The sequence below is a fragment of the Nocardioides okcheonensis genome (assembly GCF_020991065.1).
In the GTDB taxonomy this organism is placed as follows: Bacteria; Actinomycetota; Actinomycetes; order Propionibacteriales; family Nocardioidaceae; genus Nocardioides; species Nocardioides okcheonensis.
Map to the genome: position 1 here is coordinate 1,936,674 of NZ_CP087710.1, position 15,361 is coordinate 1,952,034.

Genomic DNA, 15,361 nt, shown 5'->3' on the forward strand with positions numbered 1-15,361 from the left:
ACTGTGTCTCGAAGGTGTATGCGCTCCCTCAAGACGCCGGGGTGACCGACCGGCGACCGGGGCCTGACGAGCGGGTGGCGAGCACCCGCTGCCCCTTCCGCGTCGGCCGGAGTTGCGGCAGGCTCCCGGCCATGACTCTCCATCTCGGGAAGGGTCGGTCGCTCGCGGCCGCCCTCGTGACCACCCTCGTCCTGCTCGTCCTGCCGTCGGCGATGTCATCGCCGGCCCGGGCGGCCACCCCGCTCACCGTCAGCCAGGCGATCGGCCAGCAGACCGGCGCCTCGCAGACCGTCCGCGGCTACGTCGTCGGGCAGCCGACCGCGACCAGCACCGTCGTCCGCTCGGGCTTCCCCAGCGACTACGCCATCGCCATCGCCGACTCCGCCTCGCAGACCAGCACCTCGGCGATGCTCTACGTCCAGGTGCCCTCCGCGTTCCGCTCCCAGTGGGGCCTGAGGTCGAACCCGTCGCTGCTGGGCAAGCAGGTCGACGTGACGGGGGCGCTCGCGGCGTACTTCTCCCACCCGGGCATGACCAGCACCTCCGCCTTCGCGCTCGCCGGTGGCACCACGCCCACCGACCCACCGCCGACCGGCGGCTCCGGCCCGTACGACGGCACCTACTACGCCCCCGCGATCGGCAAGACGGGCAGCGCGCTCCGCACCGCCCTGCACGGCATCATCGACGGCAACACGACGCTCTCCTACGACCAGGTGTGGACCGCGCTGCAGGACACCGACCAGGACCCGAACAACACCAGCAACGTCATCGAGCTCTACACGGGCCGCTCGATCGCCAAGACCAACAACGGCGGCGGGTCCGGGCAGTGGAACCGTGAGCACGTGTGGGCCCAGTCGCGCGGCGGGTTCACCACCAGCGCGGGCCCCGGCACCGACCTGCACCACCTGCGCCCCGAGGACGTCACCGTCAACTCCACCCGCGGCAACAAGGACTTCGACAACGGCGGCTCGGCCGTCTCGGGCTGCACCGACTGCTGGACCGACGGCGACTCCTTCGAGCCGCGCGACGCGGTCAAGGGCGACGTGGCGCGCATGCTGTTCTACATGGCGATCCGCTACGAGGGCGGCGACGGCTTCAACGACCTCGAGATGAGCTCGACCGTCGGCAGCTCGTCCTCGCAGATCGGTGACCTCGAGACCCTCCTCGCCTGGAACTCGGCCGACCCGGTCGACGCCTTCGAGCTGCGCCGCAACGACCGGATCTACACCCGCTGGCAGGGCAACCGGAACCCGTTCATCGACCACCCGGAGTGGGCCGCCGCCATCTGGAACTGACGGTCGGACTGGACCCGGAGTCCCCGGATATCCGGGGACCTTCGTTCTTCGCACCCGCGATCTCGGGTGCGAAGCACGAACCCCGGGTGCGGAGTACGCCGTGGGGCGGGCGCGAGCGAGCGCCCGCCCCACGCCGCGTCAGCTGCCGGACCCGTGGCTGTGCGGCGGCACGACCGGGCCCTCGGAGGGCTGCACCACGACGAAGCCGGGGCCGGAGAAGGCGTACTGGAACGCCTCGCCGGTGCCGCCGCGCAGCATCGAGCGCATGTTCATCGAGCTGACGACCTGCGGCACCAGGTTGGCCGACCAGCAGACCGCGGCGTTGATGTCGACGTAGGTCGGGGTCTGCGAGCAGTCGAGGATCAGCGGCTGGCCGTCGCTGGTGAGCGCGACCGTGCCGTGGCCCTGGATCAGGGTGTTGAACATGCCGCCGCTCATCATCCCGGCGCCCTTGACCCGGTGGACGTCGTAGTCGAGCGTCGCGTCCATCGCGAGCAGCGCGGTGCCGTTGACCGACAGGCCGTCGCCCTCGAGCGCGACGAGGAAGATGTCCTTGGCGGTGTCGGCGAAGAACACCTCGCCCTGCCCGGACACGGTCATCAGGGGGGTGTCCTCGGAGGTCACCAGGCGCCGCATCATCTTGCCGATCGAGCCGGCCGACTTGTGCTCGAAGGTGACCTGGCCCTGGTAGGCGACCATCGCGCCCTTCGCGGCGAGCACCGGCTCGCCCAGCACGGCCCGCAGCGTCTTGCGGTGGTGGAGGCTGAACCGCTCGGTGGTGGTGCTCTCCTGGTTGGCCTGGTCGAACAGCTCGCTACGCATGGTGTCCCCTCGTCGGTGGCGGCCCCGTCGGCCGCGCTCGACGCCGAGCCTAGTGAGGCTCAGGGAGCCCGGTTGCCGCGCGCGTCCTCCTGCGCGACCACCTCGGCGAGGTCGGAGAGCCGGTCGAGCCCGGTGAGCGCCCGCGACATCCGGTGGTTGCCGGCGAGCTGCTCGCGGTGCCGGTCGAGGAACCACCAGTAGCCCGCGCTGAACGGGCAGGCGTCCTCGCCCACCCGGACCTTGGGGTCGAAGCGGCACGAGCCGCAGTGGTCCGACATCTTGTTGATGTAGGCGCCGCCGGACGTGTACGGCTTGGTGGCCATCACCCCGCCGTCGGCGTGCTGCGACATGCCCACCACGTTGGGCACCATCACCCAGTCGTAGCCGTCGACGAAGGCGCGGTGGAACCAGTCGGTGACCTGGGTCGGCGCCCAGCCGCGCTGCAGCGCGTACGACCCGAGCAGCATCAGCCGCGGGATGTGGTGGACCCAGCCGTGCTCGGCGACCTGGTCGAGGGTGTGCGACAGGCAGCGCGCGTCGGTGGCGGCGCCGTCGAGGTCGGCGAACCACTGCGGCATCCGCTCGGTCGCGCGCAGTGCGTTCTCCCGGCGGTAGTCGTCGCCCTGGTGCCAGTAGAGGTGCCAGACGTAGTCGCGCCACCCGAGCACCTGGCGCACGAAGCCCTCGACGCCCGCGATCGGGGCGGCGCCGGAGCGGTACGCCTCCTCCGCGCGCTCGACGACCTCCAGCGGGTCGAGCAGGCCGAGGTTGAGCGGGGCGCTGACCAGGCTGTGGGCCATCCACGGATCGCCCTCGAGGATCGCGTCCTCGTGGGCGCCGAAGTGCGGCAGCCGGTGCTCGACGAAGTGGTCGAGCGCCGCCAGCGCCTCGCGCCGGGTGGCCGGGAAGCGGCGCGGGCCGTCGCGGCCGATCGTCTCGATGCCCTCGTCCCGCTCCCAGCGGTCGAGGTCGTCGCGGACCTCGGCGTCGACGTCGTCCTCGGTGGGCCACCACGGGTCGCTGACGCCGAGCGAGACCGCACCCTTCGGCGGGGGCTCGCGGTTGTCGTGGTCGAAGTTCCACCTCCCCCCGGCCGGCTCGCCGTCGTCGAGCAGCACCCCGTGGGCGAGCCGCGCGCGGCGGTAGAAGTCCTCCATGAGCAGCCGCTTCGCGCCGCGGCCCCCGGCCCAGCGCTCGAAGTCGTCGCGGGCGGTGGCGAAGCCGCGCGGCGGCAGGACGCCCGCGCCGAGCCGCTCGACCAGCCCGAGGGCGGCGTACGACGTGGGGTGCACGACCTCGACGTCGCCCTCGACCTCCCGCACCACCTCGCCGTAGGTCTCGGCGCGGACGTAGGTCATCCGGTCGCCGAACTCGGCCGCGCGGTGCCGCATCGCGCTCAGCACGAGGTGGGCCTTGGCGCGGTGGAACCGGCGCCGGCGGAACACCGCGCGCGACTCGACCAGCAGCAGCGGGCCGCGGTGGTCGTCGGTGAAGTGCGGCCCGAGCTGGTCGCCGAACAGCCAGCGGGTGGTCATGCCGGTCAGCCTAGGCAGGCGCCCTCAGGCGCGCTGGACCTCGCTCTGGAGCTTGAGGACCGTGGTGCCGTCCTCCTGCTCGATGACGTAGGCCGGGTCGTCGTCGTTGCCCTTGCGGGTCACCTTCTCCCCCTTGGTCGTGCGGGAGACCTCCTCGTGGTGGACCTCCTTCACGGTGCCCTCGGCCCACGAGGAGCCCCACTTCCACTTCACGTCGGTGCCGGTGCGGATCGCCATGACGACCACGGTGCCACGCGGCACCGACGGCCAGACCACCCCTCAGGACCGGACGTGCATCCGCTCGCCCTGCGGCCCGAAGATCGCCAGGACCTCGGCCGGGGTCGGGCCGGGGTTGCCGATCCAGTGGGGCGTGCGGGTGTCGAACTCGACGACCTCCCCCGGCTCGAGGGTCAGGTCGCGGGTGCCGAGGACGAGCCGGACGCGCCCGCTCAGGACGTAGAGCCACTCGTAGCCCTCGTGGGTGCGCAGGGTGGGCGCCGGCACGTCGTCGACCGGCATCACCATCTTGAACGACTGCAGGCCGCCGGGTCGCCGGGTCAGCGAGATGAAGGTGCGCCCGTGGCGCACCATCGGCTTCGAGCGCACCCGCGGGTCGCCGGTCTCCGGGGCGTCGACGAGCTCGTCGAGGGCGACCCGGTGGGCTCGCGCCAGCGGCAGCAGCAGCTCGAGGGTCGGCTTGCGCTGCCCGGACTCCAGGCGCGAGAGCGTGCTGACCGAGATGCCGGTCTCCTCGGCGAGGTCGGTCAGGGTCGCCTCCCGCTCCAGCCGCAGCTGGCGCAGCCGCGGGCCCACGTTGCGCAGCACGCCGTCGTCGTCCATGCCGCCCAGTTTGCCATTAAAGCAAGAATGTTTGTCAATATCGCACGAACGCCCCACAGTGGTGCACATGACGGAGAACCCGACGTACGACGTGGTGGTCATCGGTGGCGGCGCGGCCGGGCTGAGCGGGGCGATGGCGCTGGGGCGCTCGCGCCGCTCGGTGCTGGTCGTCGACGCCGGCGAGCCGCGCAACGCCCCTGCCGCCCACGCCCACAACTACCTCGGCCGCGAGGGCGTGAGCCCGCTCGAGCTGCTGCGCATCGGCCGCGACGAGGTCGCGCAGTACGGCGTCGAGGTGCTGTCCGACCGCGTGGTCGGGCTCTCCGGCGAGGCCGGCGACTTCCTCGTCACCACCGCGGGCGGACGCCGGGTCACCGCGCGACGGATCCTGGTCGCCGGTGGCGTGGTGGACGACCTGCCCGACGTGCCCGGGCTGGCCGGGCGCTGGGGCCGCGACGTCCTGCACTGCCCCTACTGCCACGGCTGGGAGGTCCGCGACCGGCGGATCGCCGTCCTCGCCACCACCCCGATGGCAGGACACCAGGGACTGCTCTTCCGCCAGCTCTCCGACGACGTGGTGATGGTCGTCCACGACGGCGTCGAGCTGCCCGACGACGAGGCGGAGAAGATGGGCGCGATCGGCGTGCGGCTCGTGCACGGCACCCCGCAGGAGGTCGTCGTCGACGGCGACGACCTGGTCGGCCTGCGGCTGGCCGACGGCTCCGTCCTCGAGCGCGACGCGATCGTCGTGGCGTCGCAGGTCCACGCGCGCGCCGACTACCTCGCCCCGCTCGGCATCGACCCCGTGCCGTTCGAGATGAACGGCACCACGTTCGGCTCGGTCCTGGCCGTCGAGCCGAACGGCGCCACGTCGGTGCCCGGAGTCTTCGCGGCCGGCAACATCACCGACGTCTCGATGATCCTCGTCGCCTCCGCCGCCCACGGCACCCGCGTCGGCGCCTGGATCAACGCCGAGCTCGCCGGCGAGGACGCCGCCGCGGCGGTCGCCGAGCGACGGGCGTCGATGTTCGAGCGGCCCGCGTGGGAGGAGCGCTACTCCGGCGACCGGGTCTGGAGCGGCAGGGTCAACGTCCAGCTCGCCGCCGAGGCCGCCGACCTCGAGCCGGGCCGGGCGCTCGACGTCGGGTGCGGCGAGGGCGGCGACGCGCTCTGGCTGGCCCGGCGCGGCTGGCAGGTCACCGCGTCCGACTTCGCCGAGGCAGCGCTGGAGCGGGTGGCCGCGCACGCCGAGGAGGCCGGCGTCGGCACCCGCGTGGAGACCCGGCTGCTCGACGTCCGCACCTTCGAGCCCGACGGCGAGACCTGGGACCTCGTCACCGCCCACTTCGTGCACCTGCCCGACGGCGGCATGGTCGACGTCGTACGCCGCCTCGCCGGCGCGGTCGCCCCCGGGGGGACGCTGCTGGTGGTCGGCCACGCCCCGAGCGACCTGCACTCCGGCCTGCGGCACGGGCACGTGTCGTTCATGCACACCGCCGACCAGCTGCTCCCGGCGCTCGACGACGACTGGGAGGTCGAGGTGTGCGAGTCGCGCCCCCGCACCCAGGCGCACCCCGAGACCGGCGAGGAGATCGAGATCGTCGACGCGACCCTGCGAGCCCGCCGCAAGGGGTGATCGGTGACGGCGGCGGCCCCGGCACACTGGAGCCATGAGCACTCGGGACGTCGCCCTTCCCCCCGCCCGCACCTGGTGGACCGTGGTCCCCTTCCTCGTCGCGGTGACGGCCGTGGCGGGGATCGGCGGCCTCGCGGCCGGCGGGTCGCAGGCGACCTACCGCGCGCTCGACCTGCCGCCGTACGCCCCGCCGTCGTGGCTCTTCGGCCCGGTGTGGTCGGTGCTCTACCTGATGATCGGCGTGGCCGGCTGGCTGCTGTGGCGTGCCGGCGGGTGGGACCGGGTGATGTGGCTGTGGACCGCCCAGCTGCTGCTCAACCTCGCGTGGACGCCGCTGTTCTTCGCAGCCGACCTCTACACCGTCGCACTGGTCGAGATCCTGTTCCTGGCCGCGTCCGTGGCGCTGCTCATCGCCTGGTCGTGGCGGCGCTCGCGGGTGGCGGCGTGGCTGCTGGTGCCCTACCTCGCGTGGGTCTGCTTCGCGACCGCCCTCAACGCCGGGATCGTCGTCCTCAACTGAGGTCGAGCCGCGCCAGCACCATCGCCGCGAGCCGGTCGACCGGCAGCGCGGGGTCGACGTCCATGCCGTGCTCGTCGGCCCGCAGCGGCTCGAGGGTGTCGAGCTGGGACTCCAGCAGGCTTGGCGGCATGAAGTGGTCGCGGGCGTTCATCCGCTGCAGGACGAGGTGCTTGTCGCCGGTGCAGTGCACGAAGAAGGTGCCGTCTCCCCCGCGTCGCAGCACGTCGCGGTAGGCCACGCGCAGCGCGCTGCAGGTGATGATGGTCGGCTCGTCGCGCGCGTCGCGCTCGGCGGTCCAGTCGGCGAGCGACTCCAGCCAGCCCCAGCGGTCGACGTCGGTGAGCGGCGTGCCGGCCGCCATCTTGGCGACGTTGGCCGGCGGGTGGAAGTCGTCGCCCTCGGCGAAGTCCCAGCCCAGTCGCTCCTGCACCGCCCGCGCCACGGTCGACTTGCCGGAGCCCGACACGCCCATGAAGACCAGGTGGTGGGTCGTCATCCGACCGCCCACACGCCGAGCGCGAGCACGAAGATGCTCAGGCCCAGCGTGGTCTCCAGCACCGTCCAGGTCTTGAGCGTGGTCGTGACGTCCATCCCGAAGAACCGGCTGACCAGCCAGAAGCCCGAGTCGTTGACGTGCGACAGGACGGTCGCACCGGCCGCGATCGCGAGCACGAGCGCGACCAGCTGGAGCGAGGACGGGTCGGCGTCCGCGACACCGGCGGAGATCAACCCGGCCGTCGTGGTGAGCGCCACCGTCGCCGAGCCCTGCGCCACGCGCAGGATGGTGGCGATGACGAACGCGGACACGACCAGCGGCAGCCCGAGGTCGGCCAGCGAGTCGGACAGCGCGTCGCCGATGCCGCTGTAGCGCAGCACACCGCCGAACATGCCGCCCGCGCCGGTGATCAGGATGATCGCGCAGATCGGGCCGAGCGCGTCGTTGAGCAGCGTCTCCACCTCGGTGCGCGAGTGGTGCCGCACGGCGAGGGTGTACGTCGCGACGAGCAGCGCGATGAGGAGCGCGACCGGCGTCTGGCCGATGAAGACGAACGTGTCGACCAGCCCACCCTCGGCGTCGATCGACCCATTGGCGCGCAGCGTCGTGAGGACCGTGTTGGCGCCGATCAGCACCAGCGGCAGCAGCAGGATCCCGAGCACGTGCCCGAAGGACGGGCGGTTCTCGGCGTCGGCCTCGCGCCCGCCGGTGAGCACCGAGTCGTCGATCGGGACGTGCACCTTGCCGAGCGCGCCCAGCGTCACGGCGTAGACGCCGACGAACCACGCGACCACCGCGGCGACCACGCCGACGAGGAGCGTGAGGCCGATGCTGGCGCCGATCTCGGTGGCGGCGGTGACCGGGCCGGGGTGCGGCGGGACGATCGCGTGCATCGCCGCGAACGCGCCGGCAGCGGGCAGGGCGTACATCAGCACCGAGCCGCCGAACCGCTTGGCGACCGAGAAGATGATCGGCAGGAAGACGACGAGGCCGGCGTCGAAGAAGATCGGCAGGCCGAAGAGCAGGGCCGCGACGCCGAGCGCGAGCGGCGCGCGCTTCTCGCCGAACCGGCTGACCAGGGTGTCGGCCAGCACCTGCGCGCCGCCGGTCACCTCCAGGATCCGGCCGATCATCACGCCGAGACCGACGAGCAGGGCGACCGAGCCCAGGGTCGAGCCGAAGGCCGCTATCGCGACGGTGGGGACGTCGGCGACCGGCACCCCGGCCACGACGGCGGTCGCCAGGCTGATCAGCACCAGCGCCACGAAGGCGTGCATGCGCAGCGCGATGATCAGCACGAGCAGGGCGGCGACGGCGACCGCGGCGATGAGCAGCAGGGTGCCCGAGCCGTGGACGGGGGTCATGGGATCCACGAGATACCTCCGAGGTGGGTTCGGAACACCCTAGGTGGCGCCACCCCCACCGCCGTCGGGGTGGTCGCGCCCGGCCAGGACGGCCTTGATCTCGGTCTTGAGGACCTTGCCCACCTTCGAGCGCGGCAGGTCCGCCCAGACGTGCACCTCCTTCGGCGCCTTGACCGACCCGATGCGCTCCTTGACGAAGCCCGTCAGCGCGGCCGCGTCGAGGCTCGCGCCGGGCTGGGCCTGGACGACAGCGACCACGCGCTCGCCCCACTTCTCGTCCGGGAGCCCGACGACCGCGCAGTCCTGGACGGCCTCGTGGGCGAGCACGGCCTGCTCGACCTCGGTGGAGTACACGTTGAAGCCGCCGCTGATGATCATGTCCTTGGCCCGGTCGACGATGTGGAGGAAGCCGTCGTCGTCGAGGAACCCGATGTCGCCGGTGTGCAGCCAGCCGTTGCGCAGGGTCGTGGCGGTGGTGGCGGGGTCGCGCCAGTAGCCCGCCATCACCAGCGACGAGCGGGCGCAGATCTCGCCGCGCTCCCCCGCCGCGACCGGCTGGTCCTGCTCGTCGAGGATCGCGACCTGGACGAGGGGCGAGGGCCGGCCGGCGCTGGACAGCCGCTCGGTCGCGACCGAGCCGTCGGCGCGGAAGTGGTCGGCCGGCGGCATCACCGAGATCATCATGGGCGCCTCGGTCTGGCCGAACAGCTGGGCCATCACCGGGCCGATGCGGGTGAGCGCCTCCTCGAGCCGCGCCGCCGACATCGGCGCCGCGCCGTACCAGAAGCACTGCAGGCTGGTGAGGTCCGTCGCGTCGAGGTCCGGGTGCGCGAGGACCATGTAGACCAGGGTCGGCGGCAGGAAGGTGTGCGTCACGCCGTGCTCCTCGACGAGCCGCAGGAACCTCCCGACGTCGGGCGCGCGCATGATCACGACCTCGCCGCCGAGCGAGAGGACCGGGAAGCACAGCACGCCCGCGGCGTGGGTCAGCGGCGCGAGCGCGAGGTAGACCGGCCGCCCGTCGAACGGGTAGCCGAGCAGCGTCAGCGCGGTCATCGTCTCGAGGTTGGTCGGCGTGAGCATCACGCCCTTGGGCCGGCCGGTGGTGCCGCCGGTGCCGACGAGCATCGCCAGCTCGTCGGGTCCGGGGCGCAGGGGCAGCGCCGGCACCTCGCGGTCCGCGCCCGCGGCGAGGAGCTCGTCGAACGTCAGCGAGCCGCCGTCCGGTCCGTCGAGGCACACCCACGTGTGCACGTCGGGCAGGTCGTCGCGGATCGCGGCGACCAGCGGGGCGTACCCGGACTGGTAGAGCACCACCTCGGCGCCGAAGAGCGCGAGCAGCTCACGGTTCTCCGCGGCCTCGTTGCGTGGGTTGACCGGGCACCAGACCCCTCCGGCCCGGCTGATGCCGAACACGCAGGTGAAGGCGACGGGGTCGTTGGCCGACACGATCGCGACCCGGCCGCCCTCGCCGAGGCCGCGGGCGAGCAGCGCTGCCGCGAGGGCGTACGACGACGCCACCACCTCGGCGTACGACGTCGAGGCGCCGTCGGTGGTCAGGCAGGGGCGGTCGGGGCCGAGGGACGCGCCCTTGTCGAGGTAGTCGTGGAGGCGCATCGCCGTCCCCTCACATCCCCATGCCCCCGTCGACCGGGAGGCCGGCGCCGTTGACGAAGCGAGACTGGTCGGAGGCGAGGAACGCCACGGCGTCGGCCATGTCCTCGACCTCGCCGAGCCGACCCGACGGCGTCAGCTCGACGACCGCCCCGACGGCCTCCTCCGGGCTGGCGTAGAGCCCGAGCTCGGCCATGTCGTTGGCGAGGCCGGCGCCCATCGCGGTCGGGACCAGGCCGGGGTAGATGCAGTTGACCCGGACGCCGTAGCCGAGCTTGCCGGACTCCATCGCCGCGACGCGGGTCATCCGGTCCACGGCGGACTTGGTGCCGGAGTAGATCGCGATCGCGGGGAAGGCGATGGTCGCGGCGACCGACGCGATGTTGATGATCGAGCCGCCCTTCCCCGCCGCCCCGCCCGGGCGCATGGTGCGCAGGCCGTGCTTGAGGCCGAGCGCCGTGCCGAGGACGTTGACGTCGAGCATGGTGCGGATGTCCTCGGTCCGCACCTCGGTGATCAGGCTGCTGATCTCGACGCCCGCGTTGTTGACGAGGACGTCGAGGCCGCCGAGCCGCGCGACGCAGTCGGCCGTGGTCGCCTCCCACCCGGCGTCGTCGGTGACGTCGAGGCGGGCGAACGCGTGGCCGTCGCCCAGGCTCGACGCGACCTCGGCGCCCGCCTCGTTGACGTCGGCCACCATCACCCTCGCCCCGGCCGCGGCGAGCGCTCGGGCCATGCCCTCGCCCAGCCCCTGGGCGCCTCCGGTCACCAGTGCCACGCGTCCGGTCAGGTCGATCCCGCTCATACGCCCTCCTCGGTGGGTTGTGATGGGGCTCACAGTGGACGAGGTTCTTGACAACTGTCAAGAGATCGCCGCGGCGGGGGTTAGGATCCGGGCATGGCAGCCCGTTCCGCGCCCGTCGTCGACGCCCCGTCGGCGCCCGCCGAGGTGCCGCCGACCAAGCATGACCGGCGTCGCGACGAGCTCGCGGAGTCGGCGCTCACCACCCTCGGCGAGCGGGGCTACGCCAGGACCTCGCTGCGCGACATCGCGCACAACTCGCCCTTCTCGCACGGCGTCGTGCACTACTACTTCGCCAGCAAGGAGAGCCTGATCACCTACTGCGTGCGCTTCTACAAGCGCACCTGCGTGACCCGCTACGACGCCATCGTCGAGACGTCGGCGTCGGCCGACGAGCTGCGCGAGCGGTTCGCCGCCAAGCTCGCCGAGACGATCCGCGAGGAGGGCCCGCGCCACCAGCTCTGGTACGACCTGCGCAACCAGTCGATGTTCGAGCCCGCACTGCGCGAGGTGGTCCTGGAGATCGACGGCCAGCTGGAGGCGATGATCTGGCGGGTGGTGAGCCGCTACGCCGAGCTCGCCGGCCGGCGGCCGGCCATCGACCCGTCGACCTGTTACGGCATGCTCGACGGGCTCTTCGCGCAGGCGCTGCTGGCGTGGGCGACCGGACCGGTCGACGCCCGCGCTGACGTCCTCCTCGTCCTGGCGGCCCGGGTCGACCTGCTGCTGCCGTCGCTGCTCGCCTGACGGGGTTCTCCACAGATCGCCCGGTGGGGCTGTCGCGGCGGCCGCCCCGCGGGCGAGGGTCGACCCATGATCATCTCGGGAACGGTCGTCCTCGACGCGGACGGCCAGGCCACCACCAGCCGCGAGCTCCACGCCCGCCTGGCCGACCTCGTCGAGCGTCGGCGCGCGGCCGCCGCGACCGTCGCGGCGCTGCTCGACTCCTGGCGCGGCGCCGCGGCCACCGGCTTCGCCGAGCGGTCGGCGGAGTGGGACGACCACGCCGGAGCCGTGCTCGACGCGCTGGGCGCGTCGCTCGCGGCGATCGACCTCGCGCGGGCCGACCTGCTCGACGCCGACTCGCGCCGCGGCGACGCAGCCGCCGTGCTCGTGGGACGGCTCGGATGACCGCCTTCGACGTCGACCTCGACGAGCTGCGTGCCGCCGTGGCGGCGCTGGGCGGCTGCCAGCGGGAGATCTTCGCGCTCGCCGCCGACGTCGACGCGCTCCAGGTCAGGCTGCAGGGCGGCTGGTCGGGGCTCGCCGCCGACTCCCAGTCGACGACGTACGCCTCGTGGCGCGCCGACTGCGCCGACATGGTGAGCGCGCTCGCGGCACTGCGGGCGGTGGCGTCGGCGGCCGACGAGCACTACGCGGCCGCCGTCTCCGCCAACCTCGAGCTCTGGCGCCAGGTCGCTCCGTGAGGATCAGCGTGGAGTGCGGCGGCTTCGAGCAGGCCTCCGATGCCGCGCGCACCGCCAACCAGGTGGTCGCGCTCGCGACCGACACCCTCACCGGCAGGCTCGCCGGCTGTGCGGCGATGGCCGGCAACGACAGCCCCGGCGCGGACTTCGCCGCGGCCTACGACGCGGGCGCGAGCGAGGCGGTCGCCGCACTGGCCGACCTCGCCCGCGCGTTCATCGGGCTCGGCCGCCTGCTCGCCGCGACCGGCCTCCACCACGCCGAGGCCGAGTCGGCCGCCGCCGGGCAGGTCCTCGGCTCGGTGTCCGCCGGCCTGACGTCCGACGCCTACGTCGCCGTCACGCCGTCCGTCCCGCCCTCCAGCCTCGGCGGGCAGGAGCCGTCCTTCGGGCCGGTCGACCGCTGGATTCTCGACCACGTCGAGGGCTTCGTCTGGCCGAGCGGCGACGTCGACCTGCTCCGCGACGCCGCCACGACCTGGCGCCGCACGGCGGAGTCGGTGGCCGGCCTCGTCGACCACGTCGCCTCCGCCCGTGCGTTCCTCGAGGTGCAGGTCTCCCCCGAGGTGCCGGTGGCCCTCTCCTGCCTGGCCGACGTGCGCTCGCTGGTGCTCGACGTCGCCGCCGAGCTCGCCGCCCTCGGCACGGCCTGCGAGGAGCACGCCGCCGCGATCGAGGCGGTCCACGAGCGGACCCGCGCCCTGCTCCGCGAGGTCGCGTCGATGGCGGTCGAGGGCGTCACGATCTCCGCGCTCGTCGCGGCCCTCAGCGGCCCGCTCGGCGGCAGCCTCGGCATGGGCGCCCTGCTCGCCCGCATCCGCGCAGTCGCACCCCGCTTCCACGCCCTCCTCTCCACGCTCCGCGTCTCGGTCGCCTCGACCGCGGCACGCCTGCGCACCGGGCGGGCGACCCTCGCCGACCTCCGGATCCGGCTCGAGCGGTATGCCCGGGTCGGGGTCCGGGACGAGCGGGGGTCGGCGAGGATCCCGGGCGGTGGATTCGCTCGAGGCCCCGGGCGCCCACGTCCTCACGTCGAGGACGCAAAGCTGGAGAACTACGTCCACCAGCTCTTCAAGGGCACCGAGAACCCCCGGCGGCTGGGGGACGGGACGACCATGGATGCCATCCGTCACGAGCTCGCGGGAGGCGATCTGGTCAACGGGAAGGACCACGTCGGAAAGGGCCGCGAGATACTCCGAGGGCTCGACCGCTGGTTGCGACAGCACTCGGACGCGTCGGGCCCTGACCGAGAAGTGGCGCAGAATCTCGCCGACGAGCTACGGGGGCTACTCGAATGACCGCTGAGACTGACTTCATCGATCGCCTGCGGGCTGTGGCGCCCGAGATCGAACCGGCGCTCCAGGAGCACCTCCGCGACCAGGAGGGCGAGCTGCTCCCGTACGTGTTCTCGTTCGAGATCGCCAAGTGGCTTGACGCGTCGGCATCAGCGGACACCGCACGTGCCGCGACCGTCCTCGCGTGGCTGGAGGACGAGTTCGCCCGGGGCGAGTTCGCCGTCCGGAACCTCATCGACGTCGGCATCATCGAGATGCTGCCGTCGGTCCCAGAAGGCCGGCCGGTGCTGGACCTCCTCCCGCCGGGGCTCAAGGCGCTCGCCGAGGACGGGGGCCTGTTCCTCCCGCGCGAACCGTAGTGGCATGGCACGGCCACCCGAGGCAGCGACACGATCCCGCGAGCTCGACAGCGGCGCGTGGGTCTTGCCCAACCCACCCGGGTACGTCCCTGACCGGCGAGCGCCGGGCCGCATGCAGCGGGCGGTCGCAGACACGCGGACAGAACTCCGCCCGCGTGTCCCCGCCGAGCGTGGACCCGACGCGCCCGAACGACTTCTGTCCGCGCGTCTCCTGGGCAGGCCCACGTACCGACCACCTGCGGGCCGGCGGGGGCAAGCACCCACAGCCGTCGCCCGCGCATCCGACGCAACTCCCGAGCAAGGACACCCCAGTGGCGGCTGACCAGCACAGCACGATCATCGCGATGAGGTGCTTGGTCGAGCAGTACCAGGCGGACGGCACCTCGCTGGCCGACTTCGAGGACCGGTTCCTTTCCCTGCACTCCACCGTGCCGGGCAACCTCCCACATGAACTCGCGGAGGTGGTCGACGAGCTCTTCTGGGCCGTCGAGTCGTACGTGCCGGACCCGGAGCTACGCGACAGCGGCGACACCGGTGACGAGGAGCTGCGCGCGGCCGTCCGTCGTGCCCGGGTTGCGCTGGCCCGTCTCGAGTGAATCCCACGCGGCAAGCGCACGTCGTCCCGATCCCTCTGAGTGACTCATGGAGCAGCTTTTCCCCCTACAGGAGGACTGACATGACAGAGCTGCGGCACCTGATGGCGGCGTACTTCCACCAGGACTGGATGGACGAGTACGACGACTCCTGGGAGCGTGCAGTCGACGACTTCCTCGACAGGTCGCCCGATCGAGCAGCAGCTGCCGCCGGCCAGATCGACGCCCTGCTCGCCGAGGGACTGGACCCCGGGTCGCTCGGCCGCAGGCTCAACGACCTCGGCAACTACCGCCACGCAGGCGACGAGCCCGACGCCTACGCGACATGGCTGCGCTCCGTCGCTATCCGGCTTCGCGAGGCGAGCCCAGCGACGACGACATCGCAGGACCTGGCGAAGCGCCTCACGAGCGAGTTCGCCTCCCTGCGTCCCTTGATGGAGGCGCATCTGGGGGAGCAGGAGAACGAGCTGCTCCCCTATCTGTTGATAGCCGACATCGCCCGGTGGGCGCACGCAACCATGGCGGTCGACCCTCAGCTGGTCGGTGACGTCGTCGACTGGCTGGAGAGGGAGTTCGACGCTGCCGCGCCACCGGAGCAGGACCTCATCGGGCTCGGCTTCGTCGAGACGATCCCGTTCCCACCGGAGGGCGCACCCTTGCTGCTCCGACTCGGCCCCTCGCTCACTCGCGTGGCGAGGGAGATCGGCATCCTGCCCGACGGCGAATGATCGGCGCGATGCGCGCCGACGGACGCCGGGCACCCGCG

General features: G+C 72.7%; 18 protein-coding genes. 10 read left to right on the forward strand and 8 right to left on the reverse strand.

Annotation, left to right across the window (positions count from 1 at the left end; translation table 11 throughout):
* Positions 1-131: 131 nt before the first annotated feature.
* Positions 132-1,295 (forward strand): endonuclease, encoded by a 1,164-nt coding sequence (locus LN652_RS09345; protein WP_230444391.1) that lies wholly within the window; start codon positions 132-134, stop codon positions 1,293-1,295.
* Between the two features lie 138 nt (positions 1,296-1,433).
* Here the strand turns inward: LN652_RS09345 and LN652_RS09350 are convergent, their stop codons facing one another.
* Genes LN652_RS09350 through LN652_RS09365 form a run of 4 tightly spaced genes read right to left on the reverse strand, consistent with a single transcriptional unit; the run spans position 1,434 to position 4,492 of the window.
* Positions 1,434-2,117, reverse strand: a complete 684-nt coding sequence (locus LN652_RS09350; protein WP_230444392.1) for an AIM24 family protein — start codon at positions 2,115-2,117, stop codon at positions 1,434-1,436.
* Positions 2,118-2,176: 59 nt separating this feature from the next.
* Complete coding sequence (locus tag LN652_RS09355) at positions 2,177-3,652, reverse strand: cryptochrome/photolyase family protein (RefSeq protein ID WP_230444393.1); 1,476 nt, start codon at positions 3,650-3,652, stop codon at positions 2,177-2,179.
* A gap of 24 nt (positions 3,653-3,676) precedes the next feature.
* Complete coding sequence (locus tag LN652_RS09360; protein WP_230444394.1) at positions 3,677-3,889, reverse strand: hypervirulence associated TUDOR domain-containing protein; 213 nt, start codon at positions 3,887-3,889, stop codon at positions 3,677-3,679.
* A 42-nt stretch (positions 3,890-3,931) separates the two neighbouring features.
* Positions 3,932-4,492 (reverse strand): helix-turn-helix domain-containing protein, encoded by a 561-nt coding sequence (locus tag LN652_RS09365; RefSeq protein WP_230444395.1) that lies wholly within the window; start codon positions 4,490-4,492, stop codon positions 3,932-3,934.
* Between the two features lie 67 nt (positions 4,493-4,559).
* Between LN652_RS09365 and LN652_RS09370 the strand changes: the two genes are divergently transcribed.
* The gene (locus LN652_RS09370) at positions 4,560-6,128 is read left to right on the forward strand and encodes a bifunctional NAD(P)/FAD-dependent oxidoreductase/class I SAM-dependent methyltransferase (RefSeq protein WP_230444396.1); all 1,569 of its coding nucleotides are present in this window, start codon (positions 4,560-4,562) and stop codon (positions 6,126-6,128) included.
* A gap of 34 nt (positions 6,129-6,162) precedes the next feature.
* On the forward strand, positions 6,163-6,648 hold the full coding sequence (locus LN652_RS09375; protein WP_230444397.1) for a TspO/MBR family protein: 486 nt from the start codon (positions 6,163-6,165) through the stop codon (positions 6,646-6,648).
* On the opposite strand, the gene LN652_RS09380 is transcribed toward LN652_RS09375, so the two are convergent.
* From LN652_RS09380 to LN652_RS09395, 4 genes are read right to left on the reverse strand one after another with little or no spacing between them, the layout of a single operon-like run.
* Positions 6,641-7,144 (reverse strand): gluconokinase, encoded by a 504-nt coding sequence (locus LN652_RS09380; protein ID WP_230444398.1) that lies wholly within the window; start codon positions 7,142-7,144, stop codon positions 6,641-6,643. The genes LN652_RS09375 and LN652_RS09380 overlap by 8 nt on opposite strands.
* Entirely contained in the window at positions 7,141-8,508 is a 1,368-nt protein-coding gene (locus LN652_RS09385; RefSeq protein WP_230444399.1) for a GntP family permease, read from the reverse strand. The genes LN652_RS09380 and LN652_RS09385 overlap by 4 nt, the downstream gene beginning before the upstream one ends.
* Positions 8,509-8,547: 39 nt before the next feature.
* A complete protein-coding gene (locus tag LN652_RS09390; RefSeq protein ID WP_230444400.1) occupies positions 8,548-10,125 on the reverse strand; it encodes an acyl-CoA synthetase in 1,578 nt (525 codons plus the stop codon).
* Between the two features lie 10 nt (positions 10,126-10,135).
* Complete coding sequence (locus LN652_RS09395; RefSeq protein ID WP_230444401.1) at positions 10,136-10,927, reverse strand: SDR family NAD(P)-dependent oxidoreductase; 792 nt, start codon at positions 10,925-10,927, stop codon at positions 10,136-10,138.
* A gap of 93 nt (positions 10,928-11,020) precedes the next feature.
* Here LN652_RS09395 and LN652_RS09400 point away from each other — a divergent pair, with 93 nt between their 5' ends.
* The 7 genes from LN652_RS09400 to LN652_RS09430 all read left to right on the forward strand — a co-directional run bounded on the left by LN652_RS09400 (position 11,021) and on the right by LN652_RS09430 (position 15,323).
* Positions 11,021-11,671 carry a TetR/AcrR family transcriptional regulator gene (locus LN652_RS09400; RefSeq protein WP_230444402.1) on the forward strand — a complete coding sequence of 217 codons (651 nt, stop codon included), beginning with the start codon at positions 11,021-11,023 and terminating at the stop codon, positions 11,669-11,671.
* Between the two features lie 66 nt (positions 11,672-11,737).
* Positions 11,738-12,055 carry a WXG100 family type VII secretion target gene (locus tag LN652_RS09405; protein ID WP_230444403.1) on the forward strand — a complete coding sequence of 106 codons (318 nt, stop codon included), beginning with the start codon at positions 11,738-11,740 and terminating at the stop codon, positions 12,053-12,055.
* Positions 12,052-12,351 (forward strand): WXG100 family type VII secretion target, encoded by a 300-nt coding sequence (locus tag LN652_RS09410; RefSeq protein ID WP_230444404.1) that lies wholly within the window; start codon positions 12,052-12,054, stop codon positions 12,349-12,351. The genes LN652_RS09405 and LN652_RS09410 overlap by 4 nt, the downstream gene beginning before the upstream one ends.
* Positions 12,348-13,646 carry a hypothetical protein gene (locus LN652_RS09415; RefSeq protein ID WP_230444405.1) on the forward strand — a complete coding sequence of 433 codons (1,299 nt, stop codon included), beginning with the start codon at positions 12,348-12,350 and terminating at the stop codon, positions 13,644-13,646. The genes LN652_RS09410 and LN652_RS09415 overlap by 4 nt, the downstream gene beginning before the upstream one ends.
* On the forward strand, positions 13,643-14,002 hold the full coding sequence (locus LN652_RS09420; RefSeq protein WP_230444406.1) for a DUF7674 family protein: 360 nt from the start codon (positions 13,643-13,645) through the stop codon (positions 14,000-14,002). Before LN652_RS09415 ends, LN652_RS09420 begins: the two co-directional genes overlap by 4 nt.
* 344 nt (positions 14,003-14,346) lie before the next feature.
* Positions 14,347-14,598 (forward strand): colicin immunity domain-containing protein, encoded by a 252-nt coding sequence (locus LN652_RS09425; RefSeq protein ID WP_230444407.1) that lies wholly within the window; start codon positions 14,347-14,349, stop codon positions 14,596-14,598.
* A gap of 80 nt (positions 14,599-14,678) precedes the next feature.
* Positions 14,679-15,323, forward strand: a complete 645-nt coding sequence (locus LN652_RS09430) for a contact-dependent growth inhibition system immunity protein (protein ID WP_230444408.1) — start codon at positions 14,679-14,681, stop codon at positions 15,321-15,323.
* The last annotated feature ends 38 nt before the right edge of the window (positions 15,324-15,361 follow it).